General features: G+C 62.2%; 11 protein-coding genes. 5 read left to right on the top strand and 6 right to left on the bottom strand.

Going from position 1 to position 16,518, the window contains the following annotated elements; all coding sequences use genetic code 11:
- Positions 1–222 precede the first annotated feature (222 nt).
- Positions 223–2,418 (top strand): hypothetical protein, encoded by a 2,196-nt coding sequence (locus F3J19_RS18000; protein WP_167043749.1) that lies wholly within the window; start codon positions 223–225, stop codon positions 2,416–2,418.
- Between the two features lie 9 nt (positions 2,419–2,427).
- Complete coding sequence (locus tag F3J19_RS17995; RefSeq protein ID WP_345891047.1) at positions 2,428–3,312, top strand: arylsulfatase; 885 nt, start codon at positions 2,428–2,430, stop codon at positions 3,310–3,312.
- A gap of 102 nt (positions 3,313–3,414) precedes the next feature.
- On the opposite strand, the gene F3J19_RS17990 is transcribed toward F3J19_RS17995, so the two are convergent.
- From F3J19_RS17990 to ugpC, 5 genes are all read right to left on the bottom strand, one after another.
- Positions 3,415–4,266, bottom strand: coding sequence for a carbohydrate ABC transporter permease (locus F3J19_RS17990; RefSeq protein ID WP_167043747.1), 852 nt, complete (start codon positions 4,264–4,266; stop codon positions 3,415–3,417).
- 10 nt (positions 4,267–4,276) lie between these two features.
- Positions 4,277–5,254 carry a sugar ABC transporter permease gene (locus tag F3J19_RS17985; RefSeq protein ID WP_205988541.1) on the bottom strand — a complete coding sequence of 326 codons (978 nt, stop codon included), beginning with the start codon at positions 5,252–5,254 and terminating at the stop codon, positions 4,277–4,279.
- Between the two features lie 68 nt (positions 5,255–5,322).
- Positions 5,323–6,576, bottom strand: a complete 1,254-nt coding sequence (locus tag F3J19_RS17980; protein WP_167043743.1) for an extracellular solute-binding protein — start codon at positions 6,574–6,576, stop codon at positions 5,323–5,325.
- Between the two features lie 118 nt (positions 6,577–6,694).
- Positions 6,695–8,689: a beta-galactosidase gene (locus F3J19_RS17975; RefSeq protein WP_167043741.1), complete on the bottom strand. Its 1,995-nt coding sequence runs from the start codon at positions 8,687–8,689 to the stop codon at positions 6,695–6,697.
- An 18-nt stretch (positions 8,690–8,707) separates the two neighbouring features.
- Positions 8,708–9,898: a sn-glycerol-3-phosphate ABC transporter ATP-binding protein UgpC gene (gene ugpC, locus F3J19_RS17970; RefSeq protein ID WP_167043739.1), complete on the bottom strand. Its 1,191-nt coding sequence runs from the start codon at positions 9,896–9,898 to the stop codon at positions 8,708–8,710.
- A gap of 193 nt (positions 9,899–10,091) precedes the next feature.
- Here ugpC and F3J19_RS17965 point away from each other — a divergent pair, with 193 nt between their 5' ends.
- A complete protein-coding gene (locus F3J19_RS17965; RefSeq protein ID WP_167043737.1) occupies positions 10,092–11,135 on the top strand; it encodes a LacI family DNA-binding transcriptional regulator in 1,044 nt (347 codons plus the stop codon).
- 330 nt (positions 11,136–11,465) lie between these two features.
- The gene (locus F3J19_RS17960) at positions 11,466–12,266 is read left to right on the top strand and encodes a flagellar brake protein (RefSeq protein ID WP_167043735.1); all 801 of its coding nucleotides are present in this window, start codon (positions 11,466–11,468) and stop codon (positions 12,264–12,266) included.
- A 16-nt stretch (positions 12,267–12,282) separates the two neighbouring features.
- Here the strand turns inward: F3J19_RS17960 and F3J19_RS17955 are convergent, their stop codons facing one another.
- Positions 12,283–15,357 (bottom strand): transglycosylase domain-containing protein, encoded by a 3,075-nt coding sequence (locus tag F3J19_RS17955; RefSeq protein ID WP_167043733.1) that lies wholly within the window; start codon positions 15,355–15,357, stop codon positions 12,283–12,285.
- A gap of 383 nt (positions 15,358–15,740) precedes the next feature.
- On the opposite strand from F3J19_RS17955, the gene F3J19_RS17950 reads away from it, so the two are divergent.
- Positions 15,741–16,436 (top strand): TetR/AcrR family transcriptional regulator, encoded by a 696-nt coding sequence (locus F3J19_RS17950; protein ID WP_167043731.1) that lies wholly within the window; start codon positions 15,741–15,743, stop codon positions 16,434–16,436.
- Positions 16,437–16,518: the final 82 nt, after the last annotated feature.

Raw genomic sequence — 16,518 nt, 5'->3', positions numbered from 1 at the left:
AAAAATGCCACGCAACGGGAGCATTACTCGCCCCGCTGCACGGGCATCTTTTTGCCTATTGATTTTAGTTATATGACGACTGATGTTTAGTATTTTTTAAAACCCGTACCGGCGAGATTTTAAAAATCACTTAATTCATTAATCCGACCAGGGGATGAAAATAAAAAACCATTAAAAACCAGCAATTGAATCCGCACCATCAAATCAAAATCTGGAGACGACATGCTTTCACCGAAGAAAACCACGCTTGCGCTTACTCTCAGTGCCGCCACCGCCCTGTTGATCACCGCCTGTGGCGGCAGCACGAACGACAGTTCGCCCGCTGCGCCCAGCTCCCCGAGTTCGCCGTCCACCACGACGCCCACGCCCGATCCGTCCCAAAACGGCGCGATTTCGCTGCACGGCATCGTCTACGGTCAGGCCGACACCAGCGTGCCGGATGGCGCCGGCATTCCGATCACGATGATGGGCCAGATGCGCGCGCTATTCGATCTGATCCGGAAATCGCCCGATTTCACGCAAGTGGTCATGGATCTCGGCGACGGCAACCCGGTTCACGTACTCGATACGAACACCGGCGACAAATTCCTGCCCGGCAAGCTCGCGCTCGGCCTGTCGTGGATTCTGATCGATATGAAGACGAAGGGTGATCCGGCCTATGCGGATTATCTGGCGACGTATCAGAAGATCACGACCGCGATGATGACGCAAATGACGGGCGCCAATTACACGTATGCGAATACGTCCTGGGGCGAGTACTACTATCTCGTCGCGCTCAACAATTTCAACGCGCATGGCATGCTGCACGAAGTGTTCAGCGACGCGATGCTGACCACGCTGCAAAACCGCCTGACCTTCTGCGACATGTTCGGCCCCGACGCGAGCGGGCAAAAGAATACCTGCCCGGCCGCCGGCACCCCGATTGACGTCGCCTCGCTCAATACCGCGCAGAACTACTACGCGGTGTCGTACGGTATCGCGGGGCTGCGCCAGAAACTCGGCTGGAGCAATCCGACGTTTTCTTCAACGACCGACCCGACCGTCGCCACAATGGGCGCGCGCGACGCACTGCTCTACACGCTCACGAAACATATCCGCAACGACTCGACGGGCGGCTTCTCCGACGAAGCCTCGAACACGCACACGACTTATTACGACCAGGCGCGCTACGACCGCTACAGCACGCTGCTGATCGGCGAAGTGACCGAGCGCACGCTGGAAATGGGTAACGAGGCCAATCTGACGCCGGAGCTGAAGCAGTATCTGCGCAACTCGGTCGATCTCATTCTTCCGCAGCTCAATACGAACGGCCAGGGCTTCAACTACGGCCGCTCGATCGGCCCGTACGGCGATACGGCATTCATGGAAGTGCTGACCGCGGCGGCCAATGTGGGCGTCCTCACGCCGCAGGAAATGCAGGTGGCCTACTCGTACATCTACAAGGCGGCTTATCGCTACAGCAACTTCTGGTACGACCCGACCTTGCCAACGCCGTCGGTGAACATGTGGGTCAAGGGCCGGGGCACCGACTCGTATCGCGGCAAGCCGCGCGTGATGGGCGAAAACTTCAGCCTGCTGCATCAGTTCATGTACGTCAACGCATGGTGGGACAAACTCGGCTTCAACGGCAAGGCACCGCTTCCCGATACCGACATGCAAACCTATCTCAACACGAAGCCGCATTACACGCTGACCTGGTACAACCAGCCGACCGATACCGCGCATCCGTATAGCGCGGCGCTCATCACGGTTCGCGACGGCAAGCGCGTCATCAACTTCAACCTGAGCCAGGCGCCCGACTACAACTCGTACACACCGTACTATCCGGTGCCGTCTTCGGATCAACTCGCGTACGGCACGACCGACCTCGCCTACGCGTTGCTGATTCCGCAGGTGTCGTATAACGGCAAAACCTATATTCCCGTCACGTACTACAAGAACCTGAACGTGCAGGAAAATAACGGCGAAGTCGTCGTCACGTTCGACACAGCGAAATTCAGGCAAGCCGCGAAAAACGCGCTGTACACGACAGATCTGGATCTGCAGGTGCATACGATCGTGACCTTCAGCCACGGCACGATCACGCGCAGCGATACGCTGAATTCGGGCACGTTGACGGGCAACCTGTCGGTGGAAACGGACTTCTCGTCTTTCGCGGATTTCCAGAACACCACCGCGGGCGGCGACGGCTTCTCGGTCAACTACACGAATAGCCCCGCCACCAATTACGCCACTACCGGTTTCGACAATTGCGCGCTGTCGCAATTCGACACCGTGAACGGGACGACCAATCCGTTGTCGACCACGCCGATTGGACAGCTACATTCCAATTTCGTGTGTAAGACCCAGCCGTTCGCGCTGACGGGCGGCGCCAACCGCACGTTCACGTGGACACTGAAGTACGCTGACCCGGCCTGAGCGGCTTAGGTGAGCCGGCCGGCCTTCGCGAGAAGGCCGGCCTTGTTATTCGCAGGCTCGCCGGCCGTTTTCCGCCGGTTTGCGGACGAAGGGGGTAGCAGTCATACCAGTAGGCGATGTTGCCTTGCTAAGGAAATGCGGCATCGGAACAATGTGTACGAATGCAATAAACCCGACGCGCCATTCGACTCGGGCACATCACCGGAGCTCAAAGCCATGCGCATTTCCTTTCTGCACACGATAGACAGTAATAGACAGGTATTCGAACAGGCAGCCACGGAACTCGGTTTACGGCCGGACGATCTTCAGCATCTCGTACGCGCGGATCTTCGCGAAGCAGTCGAGCGGGCCGGCACATTCTCTGCCGATGTAAAAGCGCAAACGTGCCGTACGCTTCTCGACCTCGCGGCCAATGCCGATGCCGTGATTCTGACTTGCGCGACGCTGGGGCCCGCGGTTGCCGAAATCGGCAATGCGCCAGTGCCTGTCGTCAGAACAGATGCCGCACTGGCTGCATGGGCCGCCGAATCGGCCGGGCCAAATGGCAAGATCGCCGTGTTATGCGCGGCCGAAGCCGCGCTCGAATCCAATCGCAAGCTTTTCACGCAGTATGCGAGCGAAAGCGCCGCGTCGACGGAAATCGCGGTGGAAATCGTACATACCCCGCTGGTTTGGACGCTGTTCAAAAGCGGCAATATGAACGGCTGCTTTGCGGCTATCTCATCGGCTGCCGCTGACGCGTATGCGGCGGGCGCAACGGTCGTCGCATTTGCTCATCCGTGGATGGCGCCGGCCGCTTATCTCGCGAGCGAGGCGAGCAACGGCAAGCGGCCGCTCGACAGTGCGCGTGCCGCGTTGAATGCCGCACTGCGACGCGTCGGCGAGGCCAGATAAAGCAGACCGAAAGAACCCGGTCCAAGGAAGAGTGACAAAAAAGCCCGCTTACGCGGGCAACCCTTCTCCACTCAACCTCTCAACGCGCAACACGCCTCGGGTTCATCCTTTCGTCGCCCCGAACGTCAGCCCCGCGACGAAATGCTTCTGCATGGCGAAGAACATCGCAACCGAGGGCAGCGCAGCCAGAATCGAACCCGCCGAAACGAGATTCCATGCGGTCGTCCACTGCCCTTTCAGCGCGGCGACGCCGACCGTGATCGGCGCGGCATCATCGCCCTGCGTCAGACACAGCGCCCAGAAATAGTCGTTCCACACGAACGTAAACACGAGAATCGCCAATGCAGCAAGCGCGGGACGAATCAACGGCAACACGATGCGAAAGAACACCGTCCATTCGTTCGCCCCTTCAATACGTGCGGCCTCGACAAGTTCGAACGGCAGTTGCTTGATGAAGTTGCGCAGAAACAGCGCGCAAAAACCGGTCTGAAACGAGACGTGAAACAGAATCAGCGCACTTACGGTATTGAATAGACCGAGTTGCAACGACAGATCGCGCACCGGAATCATCAGCACCTGGATCGGTACGAAATTGCCGGCGACGAAGGTCGCAAACAACGTCGAATTGCCACGAAAGCGATAGATCGCGAGCGCAAAGCCCGCCATCGCGGCTAGCGCGATCGAACCGACAACGGACGGCACCGTAATCAGCACGCTATTCCAGAAGTAATGCAGCATCGGCGAGGTGGTCAACGCCTCGCGATAGTTATCGAACATCGCGAAGTGCTTCGGCCATCCCCAATAGTTGCCCTCGCTCAATTCCTCGGTCGAACGCACGGACGTAACGAGTACCGCAATCATCGGCAGCAACCAGATCAGCAGCGCGACCGGCAAGGTCAGTTTGTACGCGCGGCGCGTGGCCGGCTTCCATTTGTCGATGGGCATCGGAAACATGAGCCGCTCCTTATTGCTCGGCGCGCAGCATCCGCCGCAGATGATAGACGATGTACACGAGCATGATGCCGAACAGCACGACCGCAATCGCCGCCGAATAGCCGATGCGGTAGTACTTGATAGCCTGGTCGTACATGAAGTACGCGAGCACGGTCGAGCTTTCGAACGGGCCGCCGCCCGTCATCACCGAAATCAGATCGAAGCTGCGCAGCGCGCCGATGATCGTCACGACGATCGCCATGAACGTGGTCGGCCGCAATTGCGGCAGGATTACGTGCCACAGCATCGACCAGCCATGCGCGCCTTCCATGCGGGCGGCTTCGATCTGCTCGCCGTTCAATGCGGTGAGGCCGGTCAGATAAAGAATCATGCAATACGCGGTTTGTGGCCACAGCGCCGCGAATACGATGCCGAACGTCGCGTAACGCGGGTCGCCGAGTACCGGCACGCCATGACCGAGAATCATCGCGAGCAGGCCGAAGGTCGGATCGTAGAACCACGAAAAGATCAGACCGACCACGACACCCGACAGCACGAACGGTGCGAAGAACAGCGACTTCACGATGCGAATGCCGGCCACCGCCTGATTCAGATACAGCGCGACGGCGAGCCCCATCGGCGGAGCGAGCAGAAACAGCACGAGCCAGATGAGATTGTTTCTGAGTGCCGTGTAGAACGTCGGCGTATGGAACAGTTCGACGTAGTTCGCGAGACCGATGAACGACGGTTCGGTCATACCGTCCCAGTTGAAAAAGCTCAGACGGATCGTCGAGAGGATCGGCCACACCACGTACACGGCGACCATGATGCAGGCCGGCGCGAGAAACAGGAACGCAGCGCGCCGCTGGCGCCGCGCGGTCGGCGTCGGACCACGGCGGCGCGATGCGACCCGCGCGCCGCCGCCCACCATGCCGCCGGGCACGGGCGAGCCCGGCCCGTCAGGTTCAACAGGACCGTCGACGCTATGACGGCTCACGGAATGCGACACGATCACTCTCCCGATCCGATCTGTTTCCAATCCCCAACGGCGAACGGCGGCCTCGCGGCCGCCACCGCTTACTTCTTGTAGATACGCTGACGGGTCTGCTCGAGTTGCGCGAGGATGTCGTCGAGCCTGGTCGGATCGGAGATGAACTGCTGCATCCCCTTCATCCCTTCGTCGGCCATTTCCTTCGTCATATCGCGATCATAGAACTGCGCAATACCGCCCTTCGTATTCGACAGAATCTGGAAGCCGATCTTCGAAATCGGATCTTCGGGTTCGGGCGATTTGCTGTTCGCCGACAAGGAACCGAGACCTGTAGCGAGTTGCGCGCCGATCTCGGGCGTTTCGACGAATGCGAGGAACGTGTGCGCATCGGCCTTGTTCTTCGCTTTCGACGGAATATGCAACGATTCGACCGGACCGTCTTCGGCGGTCGACACCTTCGAATCGATGATCGGGAACTGGAAGTAGCCCATTTGCGGTTTCACGTTCGGCGGAAAACCCGCGGCGATAAACGTGCCCATCAGCATCATGCCGGCCTTGCCCTGGAACAGGAACGGCTGCACCGCATCGAGATCGTAGGAAAGCGAATTGTCGATGAAGTAGCCGTCGTCGATCAATTGCTTCCACGTCGTATAAACCTTCTTGACGCGCGGATCGGTGTAGGGAATCTCACCGGCCATCAGCTTCTGGTGAAACGCGTTGCCGTTCAGACGCAGGTCGAGATAATCGAACCAGCCCGCGAGCGTCCACGCATCGCGGCCCGCTACCGCAATCGGCGTAATGCCCGCTGCCTTCAGCTTCTTCGCGGCGTCGAGAAACTCGTCCCACGTTTTCGGCTCGCTCTTGATGCCGGCCTTCTCGAACAGATCCTTGCGATAGAACATCCCCCACGAGTAGTACACGGTCGGCGCGGCATACTGCTTGCCCTTATACGACGAAGCTTCTTTCGTCGACGCATACATCCCGTTCCAGCCGTTCTTCTGCCAGTCGCCGCTCAGGTCTTCGAACAGGCCGCGCTGCGCGTAATACGCCATGCGTTCGCCGTCGTGCCAGTTGACGACATCGGGCGCGACAGTCGAGAGCCAACCGGGCAGTTGAACCTTGTACGCTTCTTCGTCGATAAACGACACTTTCACGTCGATGCCAGGATGAGCTTTCTTGAACTCGTCGACCACCTGCTGCCAGACCGCGCGCTGGCTCGCGCCCTTGTATGCGATGTTCAGCGCGAGCGTGCTGGCCTGCGCCGTGCCGACGACGGACGTGCCCGCCGCCACAGCGGCCAGCGCGAGCGTCAATAGAATCTTGCGTGGTTTCAGTTTCATGCTGCCTGTCTCCTGTATTTCGTGGTTTTACGTCGGTGTCGTTGCTGTGTGGAGCTGGGATATAGCACTACTGCATCGCACTGCTGCATGGCACTGCCGCAGCCTTACCGGATTCCTGTCACGAACGGTAAATCGCCACGCCCTGCGGAGCCACCGCGCGCGAGCCGATCACGAAAGCGTGATCGGCAACGTGATCGAGCGTATGCACTTCGGCGCCGTAGTTGAATACGTAGGTCAGCGCGCCGCGCCGGCTCACGCGTACGGCATCGCCGAGTGGCATCGTTTCGATGCCGGCTTCCTGGGCGATCCGCGCGAACAGACGCTGCGTGAGCGCGTCGTCGAACAGGCTCGCGAAATAGTGGCATGCGCCGTTTCGCACGTACGCGGGATGACCGTCCGCAAAACGCGCGCGCACATCGAGCGCAAACGTGGCATCGCTATCGACGAAATCGCGCCAGTGGCGCGCGAAGCCAGCGGCCTCCGCGTTTGCGCCCGGCTCTTCGAGCAGTACCGCTTCCGTCACGTTCGGCCGCATCGATTCGACGCGCCATACGCGCAGCGGCAATACCCCGGTCAACACGCCGGGCGGCAAATTGGCGGGAATCCGCAGATCAGGCGTTTTCGAACCAGTGCGCGGACCGAGCACCACTTGCGCCCCCGAGCGTGCGAGCCGTTCGGCGAAATCGCCCGGCACGACCGGCAACGGCGGCACGACAATCAGGCTATAACCATCGAAAGAAGCATCGGCCGGCACGACATCGACGTCGAGCCCGAGTGCGCGCAATGCCGAGTAGTACTCGAATGCGAAACGCGGATAGTGAAAGTCCGCGCCCTGCGGATGAATCTCGAACAGCCACTTCGCTTCGTAGTCGTAGACAAGCGCAACTTTCGAGCGAACCGCCGCATTCGCGTCGGCATCGACATCGGCATGCTCGGCAAGCACCGTGCGAATCTCGCCGGCGACTTGCGATGCTTCGCTACCGCCGATGTCGAGCCGGTTATCGGGCGTATTGAGACCCGCATGCATCTGCTCCTGCGCGAACGGCGCCTGACGCCAGCGGAAATACGACACGCAGCCCGCGCCGTGCGCGAACGCTTCCCAACTCCACAACCGCACCATGCCCGGCAATGGCGCGGGATTCCAGTGCGCCCAGTTCACCGGCCCCGGCTGCTGCTCCATGACCCAGAACGGCAGCTTCGACATGCCGCGATACACGTCGTGATTGAACGACGCGAAATCCGGATGACCGCTGCGCAGCCAGCGCGCCTTGATGTCCGGTGCGAACCACTGCTCTTCGAGCGCGCCGAGCGGATAGCTGTCCCACGTCGCAACGTCGAGATCGGCCGCGACCTTGTAGTGATCGAACTCGGTAAAGAGTTGCATGAAGTTGTGCGCGACGGGCCGCCCCGGCGAATGCGCGCGGATAATCTCGACCTGCATGCGGTTGTAGCGCGCCACTTCATCGGAGGCGAAACGCCGGTAATCAAGGCGATGCGAGGGATGCGCTTCGGTCACGGTCGCGACAGGCGCATCGATTTCGTCGAAGCTGCGGTACTCCATGCTCCAGAACACGGTGCCCCATGCATCGTTCAACGCCTTGATCGTGCGATAACGCGCCTTGAGCCACTCGCGAAAGCGCGCGACGGCCGCCGGCGAATAGCTGACCACCGTCTGGTGACAGCCGAATTCGTTATCGGTCTGCCAGTACGCGACCGCCGGATGTTTGCCGTAACGCTCGGCCACCGCCGTGCAGATGCGTTGCGATGCTTCGAAATACGCGGGCGACGAGAAGTCGTAATGGCGCCGCGAACCGAACGCGCGCGGACGTCCATCGGCGCCGACCGGCAGGATGTCGGGATGACGATGGATCAGCCATTTCGGCGGCGTCGCGGTCGGCGTGCACATGACGACCTTAAGACCCGCCGCGCCAAGCACGTCGATCGCGCGATCGAGCCAGCCCCAGTCGTATTCGCCGGGCGTCGGCTCCATGCGGCTCCACGCAAATTCGGCAATCCGCACCTGCTCGATGCCGAGCGCTTTCATCCGCCGCGCGTCGTCGTCCCACATCGATTCGGGCCAGTGTTCCGGGTAGTAACAGACTCCAAGGCGCATCCCAGGTCCCCATGTTATTCAAGCGTAGTGTTCGACGGATTCGAGCGACGCGGCCGCAAAGCCGTCTTCGGTAAACAGATGGCAGGCCGCACGCGGCACGCGCAGGCTCGCGCGCTCGCCTGGCGCGAGACGCGTTTCGCCCGGCGCCTTGGCAATCAGCACGGCGCCGCCGGGTTGATCGAGGTGGACGTAGCTGTGTTCGCCGAGCTGTTCGACGAGCGCGACGCTGCGCGTGAGCACGCCATCGGCCGGAGTCGTTGCCGATGCTGATACCGATACCGATGCTGATACGTCGGCGAATGCATCGACGAACTCGAGATGTTCGGGCCGCACGCCGAGCGTGACCGGCTGCGCGATTTGCAGACCCGTGCCGCTCACCGGCGCGTGGATGTTTTCGGCGCTGTGATCGAGCGTGACAAGCACGCCTTGCGCGTCGATCGACGCGACTTTGCCCGGCAGAAAATTCATGCGCGGCGAGCCGATAAAGCCGGCCACGAAACGACTCTTCGGATGCCGATACAATTCGAGCGGCGCGCCGATCTGCGCGATGCTGCCGTAGCGCTCGGTGTCCTTGCCTGCGTGCAGCAGCACGATCTTGTCGGCAAGCGTCATCGCTTCGATCTGATCGTGCGTGACGTAGACCACGCTCGCCTTCGCGAACTGCCTGTGCAGGCGCGCGATCTCGACGCGCGTTTGCCCGCGCAGCGTTGCATCGAGATTCGAGAGCGGCTCGTCGAACAGAAACACGCCGGGCTCGCGCACGATCGCGCGGCCGATCGCAACGCGTTGCCTCTGTCCGCCCGAGAGTGCCTTGGGCCGCCGTTCGAGCAGCGCTTCGAGTTGCAGAATGCGCGCGGCTTCGTGCACCTTGCGCTCGATTTCGTCCTTCGGCGTTTTGGCGAGCTTCAGGCCGAAGGCCATGTTCTCGAACACGGTCATGTGCGGAAACAGCGCGTAGCTCTGGAACACCATCGCAACGCCGCGCTGCGCGGCGGGCACATCGTTGACAATCTTCCCGCCGATCGCGAGGTCGCCGTCCGTCACGTCCTCAAGCCCGGCGATCATGCGCAGCAGCGTGGACTTGCCGCAACCCGACGGCCCGAGGAACACGCAGAACTCGTTCTCCCCGATCTCCAGATCAACATTGCGGATAACCGGCGCGCCGTCGCCATACGCCTTTTGCACGCCTCGTAAGGAAATGCTCGCCATTGCATCGACTCCGTGATTTAATCGGCGCGAAGTCGGAGATTAAGCGCTTAATCAGCAGGACCGAAAAAATCGATCGCCTGCGATCGTTGGGGCTGTCTCCGATATCGTTTGTCTGCCTGTTCGACGACAGATGTTGCCGCGCCTTGCGCCGCGACGCAAATGCCGGGCAGACGTCCCAGATATTGAAAGTACCATGACTACACTCAGCGAAGTCGCGCGTCATGCCGGTGTCACGCCGGCCACCGTCTCCAACGTTCTGCGCAAGCGCGGCCGCGTCGGCGAAACGACCCGCCAGCGCGTGCTCGACGCGGTCAAGGCGCTCGGCTACCGCCCGCATCTCGCCGCGCGCGCGCTCGCCGAGGGCCGCGCGCCAACGCTCGCGCTGATGGTGTCGAGCATCGCCAATCCGTTCTATCCGGAGTTCGCGCTCGCGGTCGAGCGCGCGGCACGCACGAGCGGCCACTTCGTCATCATCTGCAATACGAATGAAAATCCGCTGACCGGCCGCGCGTATCTCGACCAGATTGCCGGCACGCTCTCCGAGGGCGTGCTCGTGACCAATGCGAACCTCGATTTCGTGGACCTGCATGCGACCGAAGCACGCGGCACGCCGGTCGTGCTGTGCATATGGGAGCGGCCCAACGAGCCGCCGGGGTTGCCGTGCGTCGCGGTCGACTTCCGGCTCGCGGGAGAGCTGGCCGGCGCGCATCTGCTCGCGCTCGGACATCGGCGCTTCGGCGCGATCGTCGGCAGCAAGGCCCAGGGTATTCACGCGGCACGCTACGAAGGTTTCGTCGACGCGCTGCGCGCGGGCGGCGTCGCGAAGAACCGCGTCAGGCACGCGGCCGATACGATCCACGGCGGCTACCTCGCGGCGCGTGCGCTGCTCGAAGCCGATCCCCAACTCACCGCGATCTTCGCGACCAACGACCTGCCCGCGCTCGGCGCGATGCACGCGGCCGCCGATCTCGGCCTGCGGGTGCCGCACGATCTGTCGGTGGTCGGCATCACCGACATCCAGCTCGCGCGCGAATCACGTCCCGCGCTGACCACGGTGGCCGTGCCGACGGTCGAGGTCGCCGGGCTGGCGGTCGAGCTGTTGCGCGAGCTGATCGAGTCGTCGTATGGGCCGGCGGGACGCGCTGCGAATAAAGCGCCGGGGCCTGCGCCGATGCGGGTTTCGTCGGCACCGAAGCTGGTCGTGCGCGCCTCGACCGCGGCGCCGCGCGAGCGGTGATGCGGCCATCGGTGTGATCGCGGGGGTGTCACCGAGGCCACTGCCAAAGCGGCCACCAATACAGCGCGAATGTGGCCGTAACAACCGCATGCGCGTTACGTAGCGAACGTTTCAAGCACGCGTTTCATCGAGCAGCCGGCTCACCGGGACCACGCGCAAACGCCCGCCGCACGCGGCATAGCGGCGAGCGCGCCGCATCGCAAGCGCCTGACATGCAGTTGGCACGATCCCTGCAATCACTCCGGGACAAAGCCGAGCGCCGGCATCTTCGCCATGCCGCCCGCGCTCCCAACCGGCCAGGCCAGGGCCGCAACATGCAGGGATATTCGAATGACCGCCGCTCAACTGCTCGCTCAACCGCCAACGCAGCCGCCAGTGCAACCGACTCAAGCCGACCTCACGGCATCGCCCCACGACGCCGACGAAAACTTCGCGCAGCGCCATCCGCTGCAAATCGCCGTCTGCCTGCGCAATCTGCTGAACGGGCAGGACTTCGTGACAGTGGAGTTCGACGGCAGGCAGATCGTCACGCAGGTGCTCGACGTCGATTCGCGCAACGCACGCTTCGTATTCGACATGGGCAGCGTCGCGGACGACAATCGCGCGTTGCCCGCCGCGCCTCAGTTGACGTTTCGCAGTCTGCCCGGCGGCATCCGCACCGAATTCACGACGGGCGGCGCCACGCCCACCAGATTCGAAGGACGCTCCGCGTTCGAAGCGCCGTTCCCGCCGCTGCTCTACTACGTGCAGCGCCGCGAGTTCTTCCGCGTACAAACACCGTTGCTCGATCCGTATCTCGCGATCGGCCCGTACGCGAACGGCGGTTCGTTCCGCCTCGAATTGCAGGACCTGTCGCTCGGCGGCATCGCGTTGAAGACTGCCGACGAGCGCTTCGGTTCGCTCGAAGCCGGCACCGTGCTGCACGACGTGACCTTGCAACTCGGCAGTTTCGGTACGTTGCAACTGGATCTGCAAATCGTCGCGCCGCGCGCATTGACGACGCCGAAGGGCGACCGGCGTTATGTGATCGGCTGCAAATTCGCGTGCGCGCTCGGGCCCGCGGAGCGCACGCTGCAACGCGTCGTCACGCAACTCGAAACGAAACGGCAGACGCTCGCGCCGAGGCGGTAAGCCGACTCTGCGCACGTCATTGCGTCCCCTGCTCCGCGACGGTCTTCTCATCGGGACTATCGAGCAGGGGCTGCAACGCCGGCGCCATCGACTTCAGCAATTGCACGGCCAGGGCGCTCGTAAAGTCGTAGCGCGCCGCATACGGCTCGTGCGCCCACGCGGTCAGCGAACCGTAGAAACGGTCGCCGAGCGCGAACACGAAGGTCGCGCTGCGATTCACCTTGCGCGACTCGATGAGCCGCGCGCCCTTCGCATACACATTCAGGCGCTGATCGCCCGTGCCGGTCTTGCCGTAGACGTCGAGCGTTTCGCCATCGGGGAACGTCATGCCTTGCGCAAGACGCCTCGCGGTGCCGCCCGTCACGACGTCGCGCAGCAGCATCCGCACCACGCCCGCAATTTCCGGCGACACCTCTTGTTGCGGCGCGACCGATGCACGTTTGAAATGCGTCTCGTACGGCGTGTCTTTGGCGAAGTCGATCTGCGTAAGCGTTTCGGTCGGCACCTTGTTGCCGTCGTTCGCGATCACGCCGATCAATTGCGCGAGCGCTGCGGGCCGGTCGCCCGATGCGCCGATCGCGGCCGCATACGAAGGCGTGATCGACGCGAACGGATAACCGAGCGCCTGCCACGACTTGCCGATCGCGTCATATGCGCGCAGTTCGACCATGCGCTTGATGCGGCGATCCTGCGTCGCGTGATAGCGCGTCTTGAAGAGCCAGGAATAGGTGGACAGCCTCACGTCCCGACTCGCGCTATCGACTTGCGCGAGCGTCGCGTCGGGATGCGAGCGCAGGTAGTTGAGCGTCCACAGTTCGAGCGGATGCACGCCCGAGATATAGCCGCGGTCGTTCAGATTGAAGCGGTCGATACCGTATTTGTCGTATAGATTCGCGAGGTCTTCGTCGTCGAGTATCGAAGCGGCCGGCGTATTCTTCAGCGCCGCGCGCATCATCCGGTCGAACCACGCGTTCGATTCGTTCGGCGCGACGCTGCGCAATACGGTCGCCACTTTCGGCGGCGATTTGCGCACGCCGAGCAGCAGCAACGTGAGCGCCTGATCGGGTGCCTTGTCGTGATACTTCGTGTAGAAGCGCTTCATGTACACGCGGCTTTCCTGATCGGCGAAACGCGTGAGGTACATCTTGCGGGTCGCGGGATCGTCGAGCCATTGCGCCGACGGCCCGGTTGTCTGCACCATCTCGTAGTGGACGATGTCGCGCATCAGCCGCACGAACACGAGATTCACCGAATGCTGGAACGCACGATGCACGGTCAGGATGCGGCTATTGTCGTCGGATTCGAAGTTCGTGAAGGTTTGCGCGCCGCCGCCCGTGTAGAACGTTTCGCCGGGGCTCGCCGAGTATTTGCGCTCGACGGCCGCATCGAGCATCGGTTGCAGCGAATGGTCGCTGGTATGCAGCAGATAGTCGATTGCCCAGCGCGTCAATTGATCGTTAGGATCGGGCTTGACGGCCTTCAACTCCGCATTGCTTAGCGATGCATAGCGTGTGTGCAGTTCGGTGACGATCTGCAAATACGTGACGACGGTGCGCAGTTTCGCGGTCGAACCGAGATTCAGACGCGCGCCCGAGTTGATGTCGAACGGCTGGTTCACGCTGTCGGTCTGCACGCGCACGAGGTTCGCGCCGCCCTTGCGTTCGAACAGCGTGAAGCTGTAGGCGATATGCGAAGGATCGTCGGAGCCGCGCAGCATTTCGAAGCCGACGAGGCCCGCGGCCTTCGCGCCGTCGCGCGTCGCGGCGGCCGCGAGCCGTTCGCTGACGGCCTGCTGCACGGCGTTGTTGAGCGTGCCGCGCGCCTCGACGTCGAGGCGGTCGAGTTCGTAGAAGCTGCGCACGCCGAGTGCCGCGAGCAGATGCGAACGCATCGACGTCACGGCCTTGCGCGAAACGAACGAATCGTCGTTCGCGGCGACCTTCGTCGCGCGATGCAGGTCGACGTGCGCGGCGAGCGCGGCATCGCGCAACGGGGCCGATATCACGCCGCCGCTCGCGAGCAGACGCAGATAGCTGTCGGTCAGCCGTTCGAGATCGGGGTAGCCGCGTTGCAGGAAAAACGACGGCGCGCGTTGCGCGATCATCAGCGAGAGCACCTCGCGAAACGCGGCGCCCTGCTCGCCGAGATTCGCCTGTGTCGACGGCGCTTTCAGCACACGATTGGTCTCGCGGAAATCGCGCCCGTACCATGCGGCGAGTCCGTCGCCAATACCATTGATTTCGCCGATGCCCGGCTGCGCCGAGAGCGGCACCGAGTTCAGATAATGCACCACGATCTGCTGACGCGCGGGCAGCGTCTGCGGACCGTTCAGATAGGCGCGCACCGACGCGGACGCGATCTGCCGCAGCTTTTCGGGCGGCGTCGCGGTGCGGCCGCCGGCCGAGTGACGGAATTTCTCGATCTGCGTGGCGAGCGTGCTGCCGCCCGGCGTCTGCTGATGACGATTGAAAACGCGCACGCCCTGGTCGGCGAGCGCGCGACTGAAGCGCCCCCAGTCGATCGCCGGATTGCGGTTCGGCTGATTCGGATCGAGCAGATAGCGGTCTTCGATAAACAGCAGCGAATTCACGACGAGCGGCGGAATCGCCTCGAAGTTCTCGTAGGTGCGGCCCGGAAAACGCGCGCTGAAAAGCGGCGCGCCGGTGCCGTCGAACAGTTGCAGACCGGCGGTGTCTTTTTCTTCGTAGGGCAGGAAAAGGCCGTGATCGGCAAGCGACACCATCCGCTCGGAATCGCGCGCCTGCGAGCTGATTTCGAAGCCGCGTTGCTGCAACCGCTGTTCGATGGAAGGCAGCAGCGCGTAGCCGAGGCGTGTGTCGTAGGGGCCTTTATCGGCCTGCGGAAACCGGATCGACGGGCTGGGGCCGGCGGCGACGGAAAAGCCGACGTCGCGGGTCAGTTCGGAAAGGTAGCGTGCCTGCAGGCGCGAGGTTTCTATTTCGATCTGCACAAGCCGGGCAAGCAGCGCGACCGCGACGAGGAACGCCACGGCCAGCCCCCATTTGAGCCAGGTCCGGACCGGCACGGTGCCGGTCGCGCGAAGCGGAAACCGAAGCGGTGGCCGATTCATGGCAGTTCTCCCCGAGCGATGACCAGGCTGCCGAACCTGGCTCGCGTCATTCGAATCAGTGTAGCGCGGAACCGGAAATCGCTCCTGGCCCGGATTGAGCCAACAGTGTCGCGGCTACAACACCCGCCGGCGGCAGATGACAAAACGGGAATCGCCGTGAGATATTGAAAGTCTTTCAGATCGGAAAAAACCGCCTTTTCAGGTGGTTTTTTCATTTTTCGCCGGTACTTTCGTCTGCATTCGCGCGTTCTATCGTACGGTATCCGATGCAATCCGGATTCCATCCATGATCGGCAACGCGCCGCGCGGCGGCACGCCGAAACCCGCGCCAGAGGCGGGTTTCGCCATGCTAAAATGCCTCGTCACTGCCGCTCGAATCCACAATGAAAAAGGGAAACAAGGCCATCGAGCCTGATACCAACGGCATCACGTCCAGCTCGCCGCGCGCCGACGCCCGGCGCAAGTACGACCCCGAGCAGACGAAGCGCAACATCCTCGACGTCGCGACCCAGGAGTTCTCCGCGATGGGACTGACGGGCGCGCGCGTCGATGCGATCGCGGAACGCACGAACACCACCAAGCGCATGCTGTACTACTACTTCGGCAGCAAGGAAGGGTTGTACCAAGCGGTGCTGGAGAAGGTGTATGGAGACATTCGTGCGCTCGAACAGGACCTGCACATCAGCGAACTCGATCCGGTCGAGGGCATGCGCGCGCTGGTCGAATTCACGTTCGACTACCACGACCGCCAGCGCGACTTCGTGCGCCTCGTCACGATCGAGAACATTCACGGCGCGAAGTACGTCGAGCAGGTCAAGACGTTCAAAGGCCGCAACGTTACCGTGATTCACACGATCGAAGACCTGCTGGCGCGCGGCATCGCGGCCGGGCAGTTCCGCAGCGACATCGATCCGATCGATCTGCATCTGATGATCAGCTCGTTATGCTTTCATCGCGTGGGAAACCGGCATACGTTCGGAACCGCCTTTGGCCGGGACCCGTCGCATCCGCGATTGCGGGCAAGGCATCGGGCAATGATCGTCGATGCGATCCTGAGGTTCGTGCGCAAGGAAGATTGAGCAGAAACGCCAAATCCCCGGTTACCGCCGCAATGCGGCGACAACCGGGGATTCGAAGAAAGCAAGGCAGCAAAGTCGAAGC

Source organism: Burkholderia sp. Ax-1724 (assembly GCF_011752995.1).
Lineage (GTDB): Bacteria > Pseudomonadota > Gammaproteobacteria > Burkholderiales > Burkholderiaceae > Paraburkholderia.
Note: the sequence above shows the minus strand (reverse complement) of the source record. Positions and strands in the feature narration are given on the sequence as shown.

Excerpts from the sequence above, each read along its gene's own strand:
- F3J19_RS18000 (WP_167043749.1), top strand. The coding sequence starts at position 223 with ATGCTTTCACCGAAGAAAACCACGCTTGCGCTTACTCTCAGTGCCGCC.
- F3J19_RS17990 (WP_167043747.1), bottom strand. The coding sequence starts at position 4,266 with ATGTTTCCGATGCCCATCGACAAATGGAAGCCGGCCACGCGCCGCGCG.
- F3J19_RS17980 (WP_167043743.1), bottom strand. The coding sequence starts at position 6,576 with ATGAAACTGAAACCACGCAAGATTCTATTGACGCTCGCGCTGGCCGCT.
- F3J19_RS17975 (WP_167043741.1), bottom strand. The coding sequence starts at position 8,689 with ATGCGCCTTGGAGTCTGTTACTACCCGGAACACTGGCCCGAATCGATG.
- ugpC (WP_167043739.1), bottom strand. The coding sequence starts at position 9,898 with ATGGCGAGCATTTCCTTACGAGGCGTGCAAAAGGCGTATGGCGACGGC.
- F3J19_RS17965 (WP_167043737.1), top strand. The coding sequence starts at position 10,092 with ATGACTACACTCAGCGAAGTCGCGCGTCATGCCGGTGTCACGCCGGCC.
- F3J19_RS17960 (WP_167043735.1), top strand. The coding sequence starts at position 11,466 with ATGACCGCCGCTCAACTGCTCGCTCAACCGCCAACGCAGCCGCCAGTG.
- F3J19_RS17955 (WP_167043733.1), bottom strand. The coding sequence starts at position 15,357 with ATGAATCGGCCACCGCTTCGGTTTCCGCTTCGCGCGACCGGCACCGTG.
- F3J19_RS17950 (WP_167043731.1), top strand. The coding sequence starts at position 15,741 with ATGAAAAAGGGAAACAAGGCCATCGAGCCTGATACCAACGGCATCACG.